This is a genomic window from Aureimonas phyllosphaerae, assembly GCF_047943035.1.
In the GTDB taxonomy this organism is placed as follows: Bacteria; Pseudomonadota; Alphaproteobacteria; order Rhizobiales; family Rhizobiaceae; genus Aureimonas; species Aureimonas phyllosphaerae.
This window is the reverse complement of record NZ_CP181348.1, coordinates 362,293-380,333: the sequence shown is the minus strand read 5'-3', so window position 1 is coordinate 380,333 and position 18,041 is coordinate 362,293. Positions and strand designations below refer to the sequence as shown.

16 protein-coding genes are annotated in these 18,041 nt (G+C 69.8%); 11 read left to right on the top strand and 5 right to left on the bottom strand.

The genetic code is table 11. The features are described 5' to 3' along the window. The first annotated feature begins 5 nt into the window (after positions 1-5). Entirely contained in the window at positions 6-809 is an 804-nt protein-coding gene (locus ACLNGM_RS01755) for an FAD binding domain-containing protein (RefSeq protein WP_416356937.1), read from the top strand. A gap of 72 nt (positions 810-881) precedes the next feature. On the opposite strand, the gene ACLNGM_RS01750 is transcribed toward ACLNGM_RS01755, so the two are convergent. Further along, positions 882-1,325 carry a BA14K family protein gene (locus ACLNGM_RS01750; protein ID WP_416356936.1) on the bottom strand — a complete coding sequence of 148 codons (444 nt, stop codon included), beginning with the start codon at positions 1,323-1,325 and terminating at the stop codon, positions 882-884. Between the two features lie 204 nt (positions 1,326-1,529). Beyond that, the gene (locus ACLNGM_RS01745) at positions 1,530-1,979 is read right to left on the bottom strand and encodes a BA14K family protein (protein ID WP_090962564.1); all 450 of its coding nucleotides are present in this window, start codon (positions 1,977-1,979) and stop codon (positions 1,530-1,532) included. Positions 1,980-2,202: 223 nt separating this feature from the next. Between ACLNGM_RS01745 and ACLNGM_RS01740 the strand changes: the two genes are divergently transcribed. The 5 genes from ACLNGM_RS01740 (at position 2,203) to ACLNGM_RS01720 (ending at position 8,127) form a co-directional block, all read left to right on the top strand. Then, entirely contained in the window at positions 2,203-3,441 is a 1,239-nt protein-coding gene (locus ACLNGM_RS01740; protein ID WP_416356935.1) for a putative DNA modification/repair radical SAM protein, read from the top strand. After that, positions 3,441-4,919: a UdgX family uracil-DNA binding protein gene (locus ACLNGM_RS01735; RefSeq protein ID WP_416356934.1), complete on the top strand. Its 1,479-nt coding sequence runs from the start codon at positions 3,441-3,443 to the stop codon at positions 4,917-4,919. Before ACLNGM_RS01740 ends, ACLNGM_RS01735 begins: the two co-directional genes overlap by 1 nt. Positions 4,920-5,196: 277 nt before the next feature. Then, positions 5,197-5,895: a D-lyxose/D-mannose family sugar isomerase gene (locus ACLNGM_RS01730; RefSeq protein WP_416356933.1), complete on the top strand. Its 699-nt coding sequence runs from the start codon at positions 5,197-5,199 to the stop codon at positions 5,893-5,895. Between the two features lie 186 nt (positions 5,896-6,081). Then, positions 6,082-7,548 carry a helicase HerA domain-containing protein gene (locus ACLNGM_RS01725; RefSeq protein ID WP_416358537.1) on the top strand — a complete coding sequence of 489 codons (1,467 nt, stop codon included), beginning with the start codon at positions 6,082-6,084 and terminating at the stop codon, positions 7,546-7,548. 54 nt (positions 7,549-7,602) lie between these two features. Then, positions 7,603-8,127 (top strand): GNAT family N-acetyltransferase, encoded by a 525-nt coding sequence (locus ACLNGM_RS01720; protein ID WP_090962580.1) that lies wholly within the window; start codon positions 7,603-7,605, stop codon positions 8,125-8,127. 3 nt (positions 8,128-8,130) lie between these two features. On the opposite strand, the gene ACLNGM_RS01715 is transcribed toward ACLNGM_RS01720, so the two are convergent. Further along, the gene (locus tag ACLNGM_RS01715) at positions 8,131-8,712 is read right to left on the bottom strand and encodes a DUF2585 family protein (RefSeq protein WP_416356932.1); all 582 of its coding nucleotides are present in this window, start codon (positions 8,710-8,712) and stop codon (positions 8,131-8,133) included. Positions 8,713-8,851: 139 nt separating this feature from the next. Between ACLNGM_RS01715 and ACLNGM_RS01710 the strand changes: the two genes are divergently transcribed. Genes ACLNGM_RS01710 through ACLNGM_RS01695 form a run of 4 tightly spaced genes read left to right on the top strand, consistent with a single transcriptional unit; the run spans position 8,852 to position 13,689 of the window. Continuing rightward, positions 8,852-10,117: a nucleotide disphospho-sugar-binding domain-containing protein gene (locus ACLNGM_RS01710; protein WP_416356931.1), complete on the top strand. Its 1,266-nt coding sequence runs from the start codon at positions 8,852-8,854 to the stop codon at positions 10,115-10,117. Further along, positions 10,114-11,277: a lycopene beta-cyclase CrtY gene (crtY, locus tag ACLNGM_RS01705; protein WP_416356930.1), complete on the top strand. Its 1,164-nt coding sequence runs from the start codon at positions 10,114-10,116 to the stop codon at positions 11,275-11,277. The genes ACLNGM_RS01710 and crtY overlap by 4 nt, the downstream gene beginning before the upstream one ends. Next, on the top strand, positions 11,274-12,776 hold the full coding sequence (locus tag ACLNGM_RS01700; RefSeq protein ID WP_416356929.1) for a phytoene desaturase: 1,503 nt from the start codon (positions 11,274-11,276) through the stop codon (positions 12,774-12,776). Before crtY ends, ACLNGM_RS01700 begins: the two co-directional genes overlap by 4 nt. Next, the gene (locus ACLNGM_RS01695; RefSeq protein WP_416356928.1) at positions 12,763-13,689 is read left to right on the top strand and encodes a phytoene/squalene synthase family protein; all 927 of its coding nucleotides are present in this window, start codon (positions 12,763-12,765) and stop codon (positions 13,687-13,689) included. The genes ACLNGM_RS01700 and ACLNGM_RS01695 overlap by 14 nt, the downstream gene beginning before the upstream one ends. Before the next feature lie 10 nt (positions 13,690-13,699). On the opposite strand, the gene ACLNGM_RS01690 is transcribed toward ACLNGM_RS01695, so the two are convergent. After that, on the bottom strand, positions 13,700-15,703 hold the full coding sequence (locus ACLNGM_RS01690; RefSeq protein ID WP_416356927.1) for a putative bifunctional diguanylate cyclase/phosphodiesterase: 2,004 nt from the start codon (positions 15,701-15,703) through the stop codon (positions 13,700-13,702). A 120-nt stretch (positions 15,704-15,823) separates the two neighbouring features. After that, positions 15,824-16,759 carry a polyprenyl synthetase family protein gene (locus ACLNGM_RS01685; protein ID WP_090962598.1) on the bottom strand — a complete coding sequence of 312 codons (936 nt, stop codon included), beginning with the start codon at positions 16,757-16,759 and terminating at the stop codon, positions 15,824-15,826. A 204-nt stretch (positions 16,760-16,963) separates the two neighbouring features. Between ACLNGM_RS01685 and fni the strand changes: the two genes are divergently transcribed. Next, positions 16,964-18,007, top strand: a complete 1,044-nt coding sequence (fni, locus tag ACLNGM_RS01680) for a type 2 isopentenyl-diphosphate Delta-isomerase (protein WP_416356926.1) — start codon at positions 16,964-16,966, stop codon at positions 18,005-18,007. Positions 18,008-18,041 lie beyond the last annotated feature (34 nt).

Sequence of the window (18,041 nt, the reverse complement as noted above, 5' to 3'; positions counted from 1 at the left end):
GACGCATGTACCAGACGCAATACAAGCGTGCCGGATCGCTCGACGAGGCCAAGGCGCTGGTCGGCGCCTCGGGCGGCGAGGGCAAGTACCTGTCGGGCGGCATGACGCTGATCCCGACGATGAAGGCGCGGCTCGCCAGCCCCTCGGCGCTGATCGACCTGCGCCACATCGCCGATCTCAAGGGCATCTCCGTCGAGGGACGGCGCGTGCGCATCGGCGGCGGCGTCACCCATGCCGAGGTCGCAGCGTCCGAGGAGATCGAGGCGGTCTGCCCGACCTTCTGCGAACTCGCCAACCTCATCGGCGATCCCGCCGTGCGCCACATGGGCACGATTGGCGGCGTCGTCGCCAATTTCGACCCGGCGGCCGACTATCCGGCGGCGCTTCTCGCGCTCAATGGCACGATCCACACCGACCGGCGCGAGATCGGCGCGGACGACTTCTTTCTCGGCCTGTTCGAGACGGCGCTCGAGGAGGACGAGATCGTGACGGGCGTCTCGTTCGAGGCGCCGGATGCCGCGGGTTGGGAGAAATTCCGCAACCCCGCCTCTCGCTATGCCATGTGCGGTGTCTTCGTCGCCCGGCGCGGTGGCGAGGCCCGCGTTGCCGTCACGGGCGCGGGTTCGAACGGCGCCTTCCGCTGGCAGGAGGGCGAGGCCGCCCTGTCCGCGCGCTTCGAGCCTGAGGCGCTCGACGGCGTCTCGGTCGACGAGGGCGAGATGATCGGCGATCTCCACGGCTCGTCGGCCTATCGCGCCAACCTCGTGCCGGTCGTCACCAAGCGGGCGGTGCGCTCGGCGCGCGGCTGACGGATCTCTCGACCAACGAAAAGGGGCGGCCCGACGGGGCCGCCCCTTTTTCATGCGCGCCGGGCAGGCCCGTCAGAGATTGCAGCGCCGCTCGTAGCCGTCATAGCCGACATAGGTGTCGGTCCGCGGGTCATAGGAGCGATAGCGCGCGAGGCAGCGGTCCACGTGGCTCGAACGCGTGTAGGTGCCGTAGTCGTCGTAGTAACGGGCCTGGCGCGGCACCTGATAGTAGCGCGGCGGCGCGGGGATCGTGTCCTCGTAGGAGGGCGGCGCGACATAGACCGGGCGCGGCGGCGGCTCGTAGTAGCGCGGCGCGGGCTCGTAGTAGCGGGGCTGCTGCGGCTGCGACAGGGCCGAGCCGAGCAACGCACCGGCGGCGAGGCCCACCGCGCCGCCAAGCAGCACGTCGCCCGCATTGCCTCGGTCGCGATGGCGCCAGGGATCGGCCTGCGCCGCCGGCACGGCGGCGGTCAGGGCCAGGGCAGAGGTTACGAGAGCAAGAAACGTCTTGCGCATGGAAAGCTCCCATCCGGCACCGCCGGTTCGTTCAATGCCGGGCGCTCGCCCGGCTGTCGACGGTGATGAAGCACGATCGCACATGAACGATAGCTGAACGCGGAAGTTTCGGCCCCGAGCCCTTAAAAGACGGAAAGGTGCCGCCACGCGAAAAAGGCGCCGGGTGGGTGCCCGACGCCTTTTCCTGGAGGAGATCGCTGCGACTTAGAGGTTGCAGTAGCGACGTTCGCCCGCGCTGTTGGCGACATAGGTGTTGGTGCGCGGATCGTAGGTGCGGTAGCGCGCGGCGCAACGGGCGGCCTGCGAGCGGCTCACCACGACGCCTTCGCGATAGGCGGGCCCGCGGTTCGCGTTGGCGGCGGCACCCACGGCAGCGCCGGCGGCGAAGCCGAAGATCGCGGCGGCGGCGGCATCGCCGCGGTTCCGGTCGCGATAGCTCTCGCGATACCAGCGATTATAGCGGCGGTCGTCCCAGCGACGGCCGTCGCGGCGGAAGTCGCGGCAGTCGCGCGCACCGGGGTTGCGGGCGCAGAAGCGCTCGACGAAACGCTGACGCTCGCGGAAGCTCTGGGCCTCGGCCTGCGGAGCCGAGAAGGTGACGACGCCAGTGGCCAGCACCGCGGCGGCCATGAAGGACTGGAACAGCTTACGCATGAAGGGCTTTCTCCCAAAAGTTGGCGGTAGCGTCGCGGCTACAGACCGGAGTGACGGACCGCAGGAACCGGGGATCTGTCATCCGGTTCCATCCATGATCCAAAATGAGCGTCGCAACCTGAACGCGACCTGAACGCATTGGGTTCAAACGCTCCGGTCGCAGACGGTGGAAAAGCCGTCGCCGCGCATGGCCTGAACGAAGCGGGAACACTATATAGAGAGAATGAGCAAGCCGACCCTGATGCAGAAGCTGGCGATCCTCTCGGACGCCGCCAAGTACGACGCGTCCTGCGCTTCCAGCGGGACGTCGAAACGGGATTCGACGAAGTCCAAGGGCATCGGCTCGACCGAAGGCTCGGGGATCTGCCACGCCTATGCGCCGGACGGGCGGTGCATCTCGCTGCTCAAGATCCTGATGACCAACTTCTGCATCTACGACTGCGTCTACTGCGTGAACCGCTCGTCCTCCAACGTCGCGCGGGCGCGCTTCTCGGTGGAGGAGGTCGTGAAACTGACGATGGAGTTCTACAAGCGGAACTACATCGAGGGCCTGTTCCTCTCCTCCGGCATCATCCGCAACTCCGACTATACGATGGAGGAGATGGTCCGTATCGCGCGAAAGCTGCGGATGGAGGAGAACTTCGCGGGCTACATCCACCTGAAGACCATCCCCGACGCGTCGCCGAAGCTGATCGAGGAGGCCGGCCTCTTCGCCGACCGCCTGTCGATCAACATCGAGCTGCCGACCGACATCGCGCTGGAGGCGCTGGCGCCCGAGAAGAAGCCGCGCGACATCAAGCGCTCGATGGGGCACCTGCGGCTCAAGATCGACGAGCACAAGGGCGAGGCGAGGGACCGCGCCAAGCCGGCCAAGTTCGCGCCGGGCGGCCAGTCGACGCAGATGATCATCGGCGCCGACGGGGCGAACGACGACCTGATCCTCGGCCGGTCCGAGAACCTCTACGGCAACTACCGGCTGCGCCGCGTCTATTATTCCGCCTTCTCGCCGATCCCGGATGCCTCCTCGCGCCTGCCGCTCGCCAAGCCGCCCCTGATGCGCGAGCACCGCCTCTACCAGGCGGACTGGCTGATGCGCTTCTACGGGTTCGGGCGCGACGAGATCGTGTCGGGCGGCTCGGCCGACGGGATGCTGGACCTTGCCATCGACCCGAAGCTCGCCTGGGCGCTGAAGAACCGCGGGCGCTTCCCGGTCGACGTCAACAAGGCGGATCGCGAGATGCTCCTGCGCGTGCCGGGCTTCGGCACAAAGGCGGTCGACCGCATCCTGTCGACGCGCCGCCACCGGTCGCTGCGCCTCAACGACGTCGCCCGGCTCTGCCACTCGGTGGAAAAGGTACGCCCCTTCGTGCAGGCGCTGGACTGGACGCCGGGGGGCCTCACCGACCGGGAGAACCTGCGCGGGCTGGTGGCGCCCAAGGCCGAGCAGCTGAGCCTCTTCTGATGTTTCTGGCACGCCTCAACCACCCGGCGGATTTCGACGGCTGGCGCGAAGCGGCCCGCACGGCGCTGGCGCTGCACGTCCCGCCGGAGGAGATGGCCTTCGCCGTCAGTGAGGATCCGGCGCCGCTCTTTGCCGAGCCCCTGCCGGACCGCCCTGCCGACGCCGCGCCCTTCAACGTTCCGAAGGCGTTTCCGGACGTCGCGCGCAAGCTCATCTGCCACGCCGACCCTGAGCGCTTCGTCTTCGCCTATCGCCTCCTCTGGCGCCTGCAGGACGAGAAGAAGCTCCTCGAGATCGTCTCCGACCCCGACACGCGCCGCGCCGTCGAGATGCAGAAGGCGGTCTATCGCGACAGCCACAAGATGAAGGCCTTCGTACGCTTCCGCGAGATCGAGGACGCCGAGGGCCAGCGCCAGTACATCGCCTGGTTCGAGCCCTTCCACCACGTCGTCGAACTCACCGCCCCGTTCTTCATGCGCCGCTTCCCCGGCATGATCTGGAGCATCCTGACGCCCAAGCGCTCCGTCCACTGGGACGGCGTCGAGATGGTCTTCGCGCCGGGCGCCGACCCCTCGCAGAAGCCCGCCGACGACGACATGGAGGCGCTCTGGCTCACCTACTACGCCTCGATCTTCAACCCGGCACGGCTGAAGGTGAAGGCGATGCAGGCCGAGATGCCGAAGAAATATTGGCACAACCTGCCCGAAGCGACCCTGATCGAGCCGCTGATCCGGGGCGCGGAGGCGGCGCAGCGCCGCATGATCGAAACCCAGCCGACGCTCCCGAGTTTCCGCCACGAGAAACAGGCGGAGCGGAACGACATGGCACGTGCGGCATCACAGGCTCCGGCCTTCAACGGCTTCAACAAGCCGCCGGAAGACATCGAGGAGGCCCGCGAACAGGCAAAGCACTGCAAGGCCTGCCCACTCTGGGAGCCCGCGACCCAGACCGTCTTCGGCAAGGGTCCCGCCGATGCACCCGTGATCTTCGTCGGCGAGCAGCCGGGCGACCAGGAGGATCTGGCGGGCGAGCCCTTCATCGGCCCGGCCGGCAAGGTCTTCGACGAGGCGCTCGCCGCCGCCGGCATCGACCGCTCCCAGGCCTATGTCACGAATGCCGTGAAGCACTTCAAATTCGAGCCGCGCGGCAAGCGGCGTATCCACGCCAAGCCCAACATGGGCGAGGTCAAGGTCTGCCGCTGGTGGCTCGAACAGGAGCGCGAGCTCATCAAGCCGAAGCTCATCGTGGCGCTGGGCGCCACGGCCGCGGCATCGGTGCTGGGCAAGACCGTGACGATCCGCGACACGCGTTCCAAGCTCATCGACCTGCCCGACGGCACCACCAAGCTCCTCGTCACCGTCCACCCCGCTTACATCCTGCGCCTGCCGGACCCGGAGGCCCAGGCGCGCGAGCGCGAAGCCTTCCACGCCGACATGGACCGCGCCAAGGCCTACGTGCCGGAGATCGCGCTGGGGTGAGGGCGCGCGCGTGGGTTGGCGGGGCTGCCGCCCCGAGCCCCGCTCGGGAAAGAATTCCCGAACCCTTCTTTTCGTTTATGACCTCTTCCGAGATCGGGACGGGCCGTTGGCCCGTTCCGATCTCGGACAAGCCTCAAATGAGGAGGGGTTCAGGGGAAATCATTTCCCCTGACGGGGTGCAGGGGCAGCGCCCCTGCTATCGACGCCACGCCCCTCTCGCCCCGGCCCCGTCTCGTGCTAGGGCATCGGCGACGAGAGCGTGCCGGAGGAGGGCAGCATGAAGAGATCGCGGGTCAACGAGATCATCCGGCAGAGCGACGAGTTCATCCGCTCGTTCGGATACGTGATGCCGCCGTTCGCCTATCTCTCGCCGGCCGAAATGCAGGCGCGGCAGGCGGACCTCCAGGCGGTCGTCGATCGGCGGCTCGGCTGGGACATCACGGACTACGGACGAGGCGACTTCGACAATCTCGGCCTGTTCCTGTTCACGACGCGCAACGGCGACAATGCCGACCTGAAGGCGGGGCGCGGGATGCTCTACGCCGAGAAGATCATGATCTCGCGGCAAGATCAGCTGTCGCCGATGCATCGGCACGATCTCAAGGCCGAGGACATCATCAACCGGGGCGGGGCGACGCTGGCGCTGAAGCTCTACACGGCGGGGCCGGACGGCGAGATCGACAAGTCGCTGCCGGTCAACGTCGTGACCGACGGCATGCGGCGCCAGATGAAGGGCGGCGACATCCTGCGTCTGTCGCCGGGCGAGAGCGTGACCTTGATGCCGCGCACCGACTGGCACGCCTTCTGGGGCGAGGGCGGGGACGTCCTCATCGGCGAGGTCTCGACCGTCAACGACGACCTGACCGACAACGTCTTCGCCGAGCCGATCGGGCGCTTCGCCGAGATCGAGGAGGACGAGGCACCGCTGCACCTCCTTGTGTCCGACTACGACAAGTGGCTGGGCAACCAGCGATAACTGTGGACGCCGGGCGGCGCGGGCTCCTGATCGGGGACCCGCTCCGCTAGATTAGGGCTTCCTCGACCATGAACATCGCGGGCCCGTGCGCTGAGCCGTGCGGGGCCGTTCGCATTCTCGGAGTGAAGCCGTTTGACCAAGGTCGCCGTCGATCTCGGAACGACCGCCACGGGCGAGCCGGCGGAGATGGACCTGGAGGAGCTCCTGTCCACGCGCCTTCTGGTGCAGGGCAATTCCGGCTCGGGGAAGTCGCACCTCTTCCGCCGCATCCTGGAGCAGAGCGCCGGCTGGGTGCAGCAGGCGATCATCGATCCGGAAGGCGACTTCGTGTCCTTCTCCGACCGGTTCGGCCATGTCGTGGTGGATGCCGACCGGACGCCGGCCGAGCTCGCCCGCATCGCGACGCGCATCCGCCAGCACCGCGCCTCCGTCGTCCTTAACCTCGAAGGGCTCGACGCCGAGGTGCAGATGAATTGCGCCGCCGCCTTCCTGAACGGCCTGTTCGACGCCGACCGGCACCACTGGTTCCCGATGCTGATCGCGGTGGACGAGGCGCAGATCTTCGCGCCGGCGATCGCCGGCGAAGTGGGGGACGAGGCGCGTCGCATCTCGCTCGGCGCGATGACCAACCTCATGTGCCGCGGCCGCAAGCGCGGGCTCGCCGGCATGATCGCGACGCAGCGCCTCGCCAAGCTCGCCAAGAACGTGGCGGCGGAAGCCTCGAACTTCCTGATGGGCCGCACCTTTCTCGACATCGACATGGCGCGCGCCGCCGATCTTCTCGGCATGGACCGGCGGCAGGCCGAGCGCTTCCGCGATCTCGAGCCCGGCCATTTCGTGGCGCTCGGGCCGGCGCTGTCGCGCAAACCCATCCCGTTGCGGATCGGTCCCGTGGAGACGGCCGGGCGCTCGGGCCGCCCGGTGCTGATGGCGCTGCCCGAGGCGAGCCCGGCCGAGATGGCCGACCTCATCTTCACCGCTGGCGCGGACGAGCCGGTCGCCCTGCCGGCGCCGGTTCGGCGCGAGCCGGCGGTGGCGACGCGCGAGCTTCTGGAACGCGTCTCCGCGCCGCGCCTTGCCGCGCCCGCGCCGCCGGACGAGGAGCCGGAGGAGGACGAGGAGACGCTGGCCGAGCGCCAGGAGCGGATCGATGCGATCTTCACCGAGCTGATGGCCGATCCGGAAGCCGCGTTCCGCCCCGTCCAGACCCTTTATCAGGACTTCCTGACCCATTGCCGGCTGAAGCGCCTGTCACCGGGCGCGCTGGATTTGGCCTCCTTCCGGCGCAAGCTCGCGCTGGCGCGCGCCGGGGTCGGGGCCGACGGCGAGGATGAAGCCTGGGCCGAGGTCGTGGCACGTTCGGAGGAGCTGCCGGAGGACATGCAGGGGGTCTATCTCCTTCTGGCGAAGGCGGCGCGCGACGCCGAGCCCTGCCCCGGCGACGAGGTGCTGGCGCGCGCCTACGGCAGCCATTCGCCCTCGCGCGGGCGCTTCCTTCTGACCTGGATGGCCGAGCGCGGCTATATCGCGGCCGAGACCGACTTCCGGGGCAACCGCGTCGTGACCATCGCCGGCAACAACTGGCGAACGGGCGCGGGCAGTGCCAAGCCGCGCGGGGCCAGCGCCGCGCCGCGCCTGCGCCGGGTGAAATAAGGCGCGGGTCCGCAAGGGCTCGTCCCCGCCCGCGATCCGTGCCAGAAGGGCCCCATGTTTCCCGAGACGCTCTGGACCGAAGACCTGATCCTCCGCCCCATCGCCCTTGGCGACACGGGCGCGATCTTCGACGAGTACGCGCAGGACCCGGAGGTCACGCGCTACCTGACTTGGGCGCCGCACACCTCGGTGCGCGAGACCGAGGAGTTCATCACCGGCTGCATCGCCAGCGAGACGTCGCGCACCTTCACGCTTCTCGGGCGGCGCGACCGGCAGCTGCGCGGAGCGCTGACGATCCGGCGCGACGTGCCGGGCCGCATCGGCTTCGGCTACGTCCTGTCGCGCCGCTCGTGGAACCAGGGCCTGATGACCGAGGCGCTGACCGAAGTCGTCGCCTGGGCGATGAAGCAGCGCGACGTCTGGCGCATCGGCGCCACCTGCGACGTCGACAACGTGGCGTCCGCGCGCGTCATGGAGAAGGCGGGTCTCGAGCGCGAGGGGCTTCTCAAGCGCTGGATGGTGCATCCGAACATCGAGGATACGCCGCGCGACTGCTGGATGTTCGCCAAGGCCCGCTGAGGCTCAGACCGGCGGCACGGAAACCCCGAGAAGCCGCAGCGTGCCGAGGACGAAGCCGTCGCGGATGGCGAGCGCGATGGCGAGTTCGAGGAGGAGCGCCAGCCCGATCGTGCCCTTCAGGGGAAGCGCCCGCGCGGCGAGGAAGCCGAGCGCCACGAACACGGTGTCGCCGAGCGCGTTGAAGACGCTGTCGCCGTGGTACTCCGGCGCGCCGACCGCCTGGCCGAACATCGCGATGATCCAGGGCGAGTTCTCCATGACCTCCCAGACGGCGCTGGAGGCGAGGGCGGTGAGGAGGAGCCAGCGCGTCGGCCAGTGCGGCCTGACGCGGTGGAGCGCCAGATAGAGGCCGATGCCGAAGACGACGTGCAGAGCGGAATACCAGTCCGAGAACTGCTGCGAGGACCCCGGCGAGTGCGGGTCGCCGTCCCAGAGCCGAACGGTGCCGCAGTCGCAGACCAGGGGCCGGCCCATCAGGTCGAGGATGCCGGCCATCACGAGGACGATGGCCGCTCCCACGATGACCTGCCCCGCCTTCGTGGACAGAAGCACGTTCGAGGCGCGGTCGGCGGGGCGTGGGGCCATGTCTGTCATGGCGGCTGAACGCGCGGCCATGGCTACAGGTTGCGACGGCTCGCGTGCCGTCCACAGTCTTGTGCGTCGCCCTTCGGGCGTTTCACGCTATCTGTGGTGTCGTCGCCCGCACCAACCTCGGCATATCGCTTTGCATTTCGGCCTCGTCTGCCCCCCGTTTCCGAGCCATGCGCGCGCGTTCGAGGCTCTTGCGCTGGCGCTCGCCCAGCGCGGCCATCGCTCGACCTTCCTGATGAACGCGGGCTGCGGCGAGATGGTGCGCGCCGGACCGTGGGACGTCCGAGAGGCGGGGCTGGGCGCAGCGCCGCGTCCGACGGCGAGGGCCGGCTCCACCGGCCTCTTCGGCATCCTGCGTACGGTGGCCGAGAGCGCGGAGCGGACGCAAGGACTGGTATCGGGCGGCGTGGCGGTTCTGCGCGAGGCCGGCGTCGAAGCCCTCGTCGGCGACCAGATGGAGCCGGCGACCGGTCTTCTCGCCACGCATCTCGGCTTGCCCTTCGTGTCGCTCGCCTCGGCGCTGCCGATCGATCCCGACGCGGCCCTGCCGCCGCCCTATCTCGACTGGCCGTTCGACGACAGTGTCGACGGGCTGAAGCGCAACCGCGGCGGGCGCTACGTCGCGGGCCTCCTGATGCGCCGGCAGGCCGAGACGATTCGTCGCTGCGCCCTCTCGCTCGGCCTCCAGCCGCTCGGGGGCCTGGAGGACTGGCTGTCGCCGCTCGGCACGATCTCGCAGACGCTGCCCGCCTTCGATTTTCCCTATGGCGGCGCGCGGCGGATCCTCGGCGTCGGGCCGTTGCGCTCGCCCGGCGAGGGGCAGGCGCCGCTGCCGTTCGTGCCCGATCCCGCCCGGCCGCTCGTCTTCGCCTCGCTCGGCACGCTGCAGGGGCATCGCGTCGGTCTCTTCCGGGTGGTCGCCGAGGCCTGCCGCCGGCTTGACCTCGGTCTGGTCGTGGCTCATTGCGGACGTCTGACGGCACGGGAGGCGGCCACCATCGATGCGGATCTCGTGACCGACTTCCTGCCCCAGCGCACCATGCTGCGCGCGGCGAGCGTCTGCGTGACGCATGGCGGGCTGAACACCGCGCTCGACGCGATGGAAGCCGGCGTGCCGGCGCTCGCCATCCCGATCGCCTACGACCAGCCGGGCGTCGCCGCCCGTCTCGTCCACCACGGCGCGGGGCTGAAGCTCTCGCGTCGCCGCCTGACGCCGGACGCGGTGGAGCGCGCGCTCGTGCGTCTTCTTGGCGAGGCGGAATTCCGTTCGGAGGCCGCCGCTATCGGCGCGGCGATCGGCGAGGCGGGGGGCGCGACGCGTGCGGCCGAGGCGGTCGAGGCCTGGGTGACGCATGCCCTTGTAACCACCTGGCCGCCTCTCGCGCGGGAGGTGGCATGAGCCTCGACGCCGACGTCATTCTCCTCGGCGGCGGCCTCGCCAACGGGCTGATCGCCTATCGCCTCGCGATGCGGCGGCCGGACCTCAAGGTCCTCGTCGTCGAGGGCGGCGAGGCGCTCGGCGGCAACCACACCTGGAGCTTCCACGACGGCGACCTGTCGACCGCCGAACAGGACTGGGTCGCCCCGCTCGTCTCGGCTCGCTGGGCCGACTACGACGTGCGCTTTCCCGGCCGGCGCCGCCGCTTTGCAACCGGCTACGCCTCGGTCTCGTCGGAGCGTTTCCGCGAGGTGATCGCCGCGCGGCTCGGCGAGCGCCTCCTGACCGGCGTTCCGGCGGTGGCGGTCACCCCGACCGGCGTGACGCTCGCCGACCAGCGCACGCTGACCGCGCGCGCCGTGATCGACGGGCGGGGCGCGCGAAAGAGCCCGCATCTCGACCTCGGCTTCCAGAAGTTCCTCGGCCAGGAATGGGAGTTCGACCGCCCGCACGGCGTCGAGCGTCCGGTGATCATGGATGCCACCGTACCCCAGCGCGACGGTTACCGCTTCGTCTACCTCCTGCCGTTCTCGCCGACGCGCCTTCTCGTCGAGGACACCTACTATGCCGACCGCGGCGATCTCGATGTCGAGACCTTGCGCGGGCATCTCGCCGACTATGCCGCGGCGGCGAACTGGGGCGAGGGGCGCCTCGTGCGCGAGGAGCACGGCATCCTGCCGATCGCGCTCGGCGGCGACATCGACGCCCTCATCGCGGCCGCCGGCGGCATGCCGACGGTGGGCCTCGCCCACGCGCTGTTCCACCCGACCACCGGCTACTCGCTGCCCGACGCCGTCCATGTCGCCGATCTCGTCTCGCGCGCGCCGGACGTCTCGCCGCAAGGCCTGTCGCGTCTCCTCGATGCCCACGCGCGCAACATCTGGTCCGACCGCAGCTATTTCCGGATGTTGAACCGCCTCCTGTTCCAGGCCGGACGGCCGGAGGAGCGCTACCGGATCCTTGAGCATTTCCATCGTCTGCCGGACGATCTGGTGGCGCGGTTCTATGCCGCACGGCTGGACTTTGGCGACAAGGTGCGCATTCTCGCCGGCAAGCCCCCGGTTCCGGTCCTGAGCGCCCTCCGGGTCCTCGCCGCCCGCCGTCCCAAGGAAACCGCATGAAGCACGTACCCCCGCCCGCCCGGTCCGCGATCGTCATCGGTTCGGGCTTCGGCGGACTGGCGCTGGCGATCCGGCTTCAGGCCGCCGGCATCCAGACGGTGCTTCTGGAAAAGCGCGACAAGCCGGGCGGCCGCGCCTACGTCTACGAGGATCAGGGCTTCGTGTTCGACGCCGGTCCGACCGTGATCACCGATCCGTCGGCGCTCGAGGAGCTTTATGAGGCGGCCGGCAAGAAGTTGTCGGACTACGTGACGCTCCTGCCCGTCAGCCCGTTCTACCGGCTCTGCTGGGAGGACGGCTACGCGTTCGACTATGCCAACGACCAGGCCGAGCTCGACCGGCAGATCGGCGCGAAGAGCCCCGAGGACGTCGAGGGCTACCGCCGCTTCCTCGCCTATTCCAGGGCTGTCTTCGAGGAGGGCTACCTCAAGCTCGGCACCGTGCCGTTCCTGCAGTTCCGCGATATGGTGCGCGCCGGTCCCCAGCTCGCCAAGCTCCAGGCCTGGCGCTCGGTCTATGCGAAGGTGTCGGAGTTCATCAAGGACGACCAGCTTCGGCAGGCCTTCTCGTTCCACTCGCTGCTGGTCGGCGGCAACCCCTTCGCGACCTCCTCGATCTACGCCCTGATCCACGCGCTGGAGCGCGAATGGGGCGTCTGGTTCCCGAAGGGCGGCACCGGCGCGCTGATCCAGGGCATGGTGAAGCTCTTCACCGACATCGGCGGGCGGATCGAACTCAACGCCGAGGTCTCGCGCATCGAGGTGGACGGGCGGCGCGCGACCGGCGTCGTGCTGCATGACGGGCGCACCTTCGACTCCGATATCGTCGCCTCGAATGCCGACGTCGTCCACACCTACGACAAGCTCCTGCGCGGCACGACGCGCGGCGCGGCGCAGGCCGCCAAGCTGAAGCGCAAGCGCTTCTCGATGTCGCTCTTCGTCCTCTATTTCGGCCTGAAGCGGCACCAGACGCAGCTGCAGCACCATACGGTCCTCTTCGGGGCGCGCTACCGGGCGCTGATCGACGAGATCTTCAAGGGCCGCGAACTGGCGGGCGACTTCTCGCTCTATCTCCACAGCCCCTGCGCCACCGACCCGTCGCTCGCCCCGCCGGGCATGGGCAGCTACTACGTGCTCTCGCCGGTGCCCCATCTCGGCAACGCCCCGATCGACTGGTCGGTCGAGGGGCCGCGCTATGCCGACCGCATCCTCGACTATCTCGAGGCCCGCTACATGCCGGGCCTGCGCGCCGACCTCGTCACCCAGCGCATCTTCACACCGAACGACTTCGTGTCGGAACTCAACGCCCATCACGGGTCGGCCTTCTCGCTCGACCCGGTGCTGACGCAGTCCGCCTGGTTCCGCGCGCACAATCGCGACGACTGGATCCCGAACCTCTACTTCGTCGGCGCCGGGACCCATCCGGGCGCCGGCGTGCCGGGCGTCGTCGGCTCGGCCAAGGCGACGGCGGGTCTGATTCTCGGGCATGAGGCAGCCTGACCTCGCGGCCGTCTCGGCCGCGTCGATCGCCAAGGGATCGAAGAGTTTCGCCGCCGCCTCGCGCCTCTTCGACCGGAAGACGCGCTCGAGCGTCGTGATGCTCTACGCCTGGTGCCGGCACTGCGACGACGTGGTGGACGGGCAGGAGGCGGGATCGGCCGTCCGCCACCTCGACGAGCGCCCGGCGCATGAGCGCATCGCCGCGCTCCGGGCCGATACGGAGGCCGCCTTCGAAGGGCGCACGCAAGGCCTGCATCCCGCGTTCGCGGCGCTCGCCGAAGTCGTGCGGCGGCACGCCATTCCCCGCTCGGACGCGGCCGAGCATCTTGCGGGCTTTGCGATGGACGTCGACGAGGTGCGCTACCGCACCCTCGACGAACTCCTCGTCTACTGCTGGCGCGTGGCGGGCGTCGTCGGCGTGATGATGGCGCGGATCATGGGCGTCCGGGACGAGGCCGTGCTCGACCGGGCAAGCGACCTCGGGCTCGCCTTCCAGCTGACCAACATCGCGCGCGACGTCGTCGACGACGCGGTGGCCGGCCGCGTCTACCTGCCGCTCGACTGGCTGACCCAGGAGGGGCTCGACGTCGCCGATCTCACCGATCCGCGGCGCGCCGAGGCGGTGTTCCGGCTGCGGCGTCGTCTGGTCGAGGCGGCGGAGCCCTTTTACGCTTCCGCGCGAATTGGAATCGACGCCCTGCCGCGCCGCTCCGCCTGGGCGGTCGGCACCGCGCACGGGGTCTATCGGCGGATCGGGTTGAAGCTCGTCGCCATCGGGCCGCAGCCGCTCCCTGAGCGCGTGTCGACGACGACCGGCGAGAAGATCGCCGAGATCGGCCGCGGCGCGGCGATGGTGCTGCGCGCGGGCGGGACCGCGCCGCGCTCGCCGCTCCTGTGGACGCGGCCGCGCTGACGCCTCGCGGTCAGACGGCGCGGGCCAGCATCGGCGTCGTCGGCAGAACGAAGGGCGTCGGCTTGCCGAACAGGTAGCCCTGCGCCCCGTCGCAGCCGATGCGGCGCAGGATGTCGCGCTGGGCGGGCGTCTCGACGCCTTCGCCGACGATCGCGATCTCCATGTCGCGGCCCATCTGCGCGATGCCCTTCAGGACCGCCATGGAGTTGCGGTCGATTTCCGCCGACGTGACGAAGCTGCGGTCGATCTTGATCACGTCGACCGGAAGGCGCCGGAGGTGGGACAGGGACGAGAAGCCGGTGCCGAAGTCGTCCATGGCGACCCTGACCCCGAGGGCACGCACCGCGTTCAGGATGGCGGCGACCTCGTCGTGGTTGGCCACGATCGCGGTTTCCGTCAGTTCGATCGTCAGGCGCTGCGGCGGCAAGCCGGTTTCAGCCAGGATCCGTGCGACCAGCGCCGGAAACCGCGCCGAGCGCAGCTGCAGTGCCGAGACGTTCACCGCGACATAGAGATCCGAGGGCCAGGCGGACGCTTTCAGGCAAGCGTCCTTCAGGACCCACTCCCCGATGGGACCGATCGCGCCGGAGGCTTCGGCCAGGGGAATGAACTCGGCCGGCGACACCGGCCCGCGCACCGGATGCGTCCAGCGCAGGAGCGCCTCGTATCCGAGGATGGAAAGCGTCTCGGGGTTGACGATCGACTGGAAGTGCAGGCGGAACTCGTCGCGCTCGACCGCGGACTGGAGATCGCTCTCCAACTCGGCCCGTTGGCGGTCGGCCTCGCGCATGCCGGGCGTGAAGCGCACAACCTGCCCGCGGCCGCGACGCTTGGCCTCGTAGAGGGCCGCATCGGCCCAGCGCGTGATCGTCTCGGCATCCTCGGCATTCTCGATGCTGCAGATGCCGATCGAGCAGCCCGACAGGATCTGGCGTCCGTCGATGTCCATCGGCTCGCGCAGCGCCGCGCCGAACTCGTGCGCCATCTGCGCCGCCGATTCCGGGTTGTCGAAGACGAGCGCCGCCAGTTCGTCACCGCCGATGCGGTAGCCGTAGGTGCCCGGACCCATCGAGGCTTGGAAGCGCCGCGACACTTCGCACAGGAGCTTGTCGCCCGTCGCGTGGCCGTAGGTGTCGTTGATCGCCTTGAAATGATCGAGGTCGATCATCATCAGCTTGAACCAGCGGCCTTCGGCCAGCGCCTGGTCCATCTTGAGCTGGAGCGCGCGCCGGTTGGGAAGGCCGGTCAGGGGATCGCGGTAGGCCATGTCGAGAAGCGACCGGTCCGCCCGCGTCCGCTCGTCCATGTCGATGATCGAGGTCGACAGGCCGGTGCCCACGATGAGCAGCGCCACGATCGCGATCGCGAGCGCCATGCCGGTCGATCCGACGCCGGCCGCCGTCGTCTCGCTCGCGATGGGCGTCAGCGTCAGCGCCTGCATGCCGGAGAGGTGGAGGGTGATGATGCCGAGCGCCAGAAGCCCGGCCGCGAGCGCTTCGCGGCGCAGGCCGGCCGAGCCGCGGAGCGTCCACAGGGCGCCGGTGCTGAAGGCGATGGATGCGGCGAGCGACAAGGCCGCCGCGAAGCCGTCCCAGTGCAGGACGCCCGGGACCTGATACCCGAACATGCCGAGATAGTGCATGCCGGTGATCGACACGCCGAGCATGGCACCACCTGCGAGCGTGCGCATCCGCGTCGGCACGCGGCCCGCCAGCGCCAGCGCGATGCCGGAGCCCGCGATCGCGACCAGCGTGGACAGGACGGTGAGCAGCGGGTCGAACGTCGCGGGAACATCGGGGCGGTAGCCGAGCATCGCGACGAAATGCGTCGTCCAGGTCGAGATGCCCGTGCTGATCGCCGCAAGGAACAGCCAGCCGATCCGCGCCCGCCCGTCGAACGAGCGGCTGCGCACGAATAGCGTCATGGTGACGAAGGCGCCACTGGCGCACACGATGGCCGCAAGGAGCAGCAGCGTCAGCTGATGTTCCAGGACGAGGCATGTGGACAGGACCATGAACGGCTCTCCGTTGACAGCCAATCATTGTCATGCCGATCTGAAAGAAACCGTAGCGTGTGTCGGAAAATCCGAACGGTCAGTCGCAGGTACGATCCGGCGTGTCGCGACCCCGGCCGGTCAGCGGCGACCGCCTTCCTGCTCGATCGCCGGCGGAAGCGCGGCCGGCTGCGGCGGGCGGCCGAGGCCCGCCAGCCGCACCACCAGGGCATCGAGGCGCGAGCTGGCGCCGAAGACGGTCTCGAGATGGGCGCGTGCGGTGCCGATGTGACGCTCCACCAGCCGCTGCGTGCGCTCGACGCCGACCAGCGCCACCACCGTCGACTTGCCGGCGTCGCGCCCGACATCCTTGCCGATCGCGGCCGGGTCCGACGTCAGGTCGAGGAGGTCGTCCATCAACTGGAAGGCGAGGCCGAGTTCGCCCGCGAAGGCGGAGAGATTCGCGCGTTGGCCCGGCGTCGCGCCGGCCACGATCGCGCCGAGCTCGACGGCCGACAGGAACAGGGCGCCGGTCTTGCGTCCGTTGGCGTCGCCGATGTCCTGCGCCGACCGGGGACCCCGGCCGCCGCGAAGGTCCTGGTACTGGCCGCCGACGAGGCCGAGCGAGCCGACCGCCGAGGCAAGGACGCCGACGGCGGCGTTGCGCCGTTCGGGCGCCAGCCCCTCGATCCGCGACAGGACGGCGAAGGCTTCCGTCAGCATGGCGATCGAGGCCAGCACTGCGACGTCCTCGCCATGGCCGCGGTGGATCGCCGGGCGGCCACGCCGCAGCGCCGCGTCGTCCATGCAGGGCAGGTCGTCGAGAATCAGCGAGGCGGCGTGCACCATCTCCACCGCGCAGCCGGCGTCGAGCGCGGCGTCGAGCGGGCCGCCGAGATCCTGCGCCACGATCGCCGCGATCAGCGGGCGCAGGCGCTTGCCCGGCGCGAGCAAGCTGTCGCGCATCGCCGCCTCCAGCCCCTGCTGGCCCGCCAGGACCACGGGCACGAGCTCAGCCAGCCGCGCTTCGATCCGGGCAAGAAGGAGGGTGTTCGGGCCGTCGGTGGAAAGGGTCATCGCGTCTTCGTCACTTTCGGCGCGGGACATCCCTGATGTCACCGTGGGCGGAGTTCTGTACGAAGTTGTAGCACGGGGCCGCGCCACTGGAACCCGCCGGGCCGGGAGCGGGACGGAATGCGACGAATCGACGTAGAGCGCGCCGGTGCCGTCGGTGGCATGCGGGAGGCTCGATTGGACGGTGGGACGAGGAACGGGACGGGCATGGGCGAGGAGACCGGCGGCATCGCCGCGCGCAAGGGCGATCATCTCGACATCGTCCTGTCGCCGCGCCTCAAGGGACGCCAGGCGGAGACCGGCTTCGACGCCGTGCGCTTCGAGCATGTCGCGTTGCCCGAGGTGGACCTCGACGCGATCGATCTCGGAACGCGGTTTCTCGGCCGGACATTGCGCGCGCCGATCCTCATCTCCTCGATGACCGGCGGGCCGGAGCGCGCCGGCGCGATCAATGCGCGCCTTGCCGAGGCCGCCGATCACCTCGGCCTTGCGCTTGCTGTAGGCTCGCAACGCATCGCGCTGGAAGGGCGGGGCGCGGGCGGGCTCGACGCCGACCTTCGCCGCCGCGCGCCGAACGCGCCGATCCTCGCCAATATCGGCGCGGCGCAGCTCGTCGCGGGCTGGGGGCCGGACGAGGCGCGGCGCGCCGTCGCGATGATCGAGGCCGACGCGCTGATCGTCCACCTCAATCCCCTGCAGGAGGCCCTGCAGCCGGGCGGCGACCGGCGCTGGAGCGGGGTCCTCGCCGCGATCGCGGCGCTGGTCGAGGCCGTGGAGTTTCCGGTCGTGGTCAAGGAGGTCGGTGCTGGCATCTCCGGCCGGCTCGCACGCCGGCTGGTCGATGCCGGGGTGGCGGCGATCGACGTCGCGGGCGCAGGCGGCACCAGCTGGGCGGCGATCGAGGCCGAACGGACGAGCGACCCGCGCGCACGCGCCGCCGCGCTCCTGTTCTCCGACTGGGGCATTCCGACCGCCCGCGCCATCCGGGACGTCCGAGTTGCCTGTCCCGAGGCCGTGGTGATCGGCTCAGGGGGCGTGCGCAACGGCCTCGATGCCGCGCGCGCGATTCGGCTCGGCGCCGACCTCGTCGGCCAGGCGGCGGCCGGACTGCCCGCGGCGGACCGCTCGAGTGAGGCGGTGGTCGCCCATTTCACGCAGGTGATCGAGGAGTTGCGGATCGCCTGCTTCTGCACGGGTTCGGCCGATCTCGCAGCGCTTTGCCGCGCGCCCCTTTTGCCCTCGGACGGCTGAGGGCCGCTTTCCGTTTGCCGCGGGCGTGTCCCAT

Bases quoted from the DNA above. Each gene is read 5' to 3' on its own strand.
- ACLNGM_RS01755 (WP_416356937.1), top strand. From the start codon at position 6: ATGTACCAGACGCAATACAAGCGTGCCGGATCGCTCGACGAGGCCAAG.
- ACLNGM_RS01750 (WP_416356936.1), bottom strand. From the start codon at position 1,325: ATGCGCAAGACGTTTCTTGCTCTCGTAACCTCTGCCCTGGCCCTGACC.
- ACLNGM_RS01745 (WP_090962564.1), bottom strand. From the start codon at position 1,979: ATGCGTAAGCTGTTCCAGTCCTTCATGGCCGCCGCGGTGCTGGCCACT.
- ACLNGM_RS01740 (WP_416356935.1), top strand. From the start codon at position 2,203: ATGAGCAAGCCGACCCTGATGCAGAAGCTGGCGATCCTCTCGGACGCC.
- ACLNGM_RS01735 (WP_416356934.1), top strand. From the start codon at position 3,441: ATGTTTCTGGCACGCCTCAACCACCCGGCGGATTTCGACGGCTGGCGC.
- ACLNGM_RS01730 (WP_416356933.1), top strand. From the start codon at position 5,197: ATGAAGAGATCGCGGGTCAACGAGATCATCCGGCAGAGCGACGAGTTC.
- ACLNGM_RS01725 (WP_416358537.1), top strand. From the start codon at position 6,082: ATGGACCTGGAGGAGCTCCTGTCCACGCGCCTTCTGGTGCAGGGCAAT.
- ACLNGM_RS01720 (WP_090962580.1), top strand. From the start codon at position 7,603: ATGTTTCCCGAGACGCTCTGGACCGAAGACCTGATCCTCCGCCCCATC.
- ACLNGM_RS01715 (WP_416356932.1), bottom strand. From the start codon at position 8,712: ATGGCCCCACGCCCCGCCGACCGCGCCTCGAACGTGCTTCTGTCCACG.
- crtY (WP_416356930.1), top strand. From the start codon at position 10,114: ATGAGCCTCGACGCCGACGTCATTCTCCTCGGCGGCGGCCTCGCCAAC.
- ACLNGM_RS01700 (WP_416356929.1), top strand. From the start codon at position 11,274: ATGAAGCACGTACCCCCGCCCGCCCGGTCCGCGATCGTCATCGGTTCG.
- ACLNGM_RS01695 (WP_416356928.1), top strand. From the start codon at position 12,763: ATGAGGCAGCCTGACCTCGCGGCCGTCTCGGCCGCGTCGATCGCCAAG.
- ACLNGM_RS01690 (WP_416356927.1), bottom strand. From the start codon at position 15,703: ATGGTCCTGTCCACATGCCTCGTCCTGGAACATCAGCTGACGCTGCTG.
- ACLNGM_RS01685 (WP_090962598.1), bottom strand. From the start codon at position 16,759: ATGACCCTTTCCACCGACGGCCCGAACACCCTCCTTCTTGCCCGGATC.
- fni (WP_416356926.1), top strand. From the start codon at position 16,964: ATGGGCGAGGAGACCGGCGGCATCGCCGCGCGCAAGGGCGATCATCTC.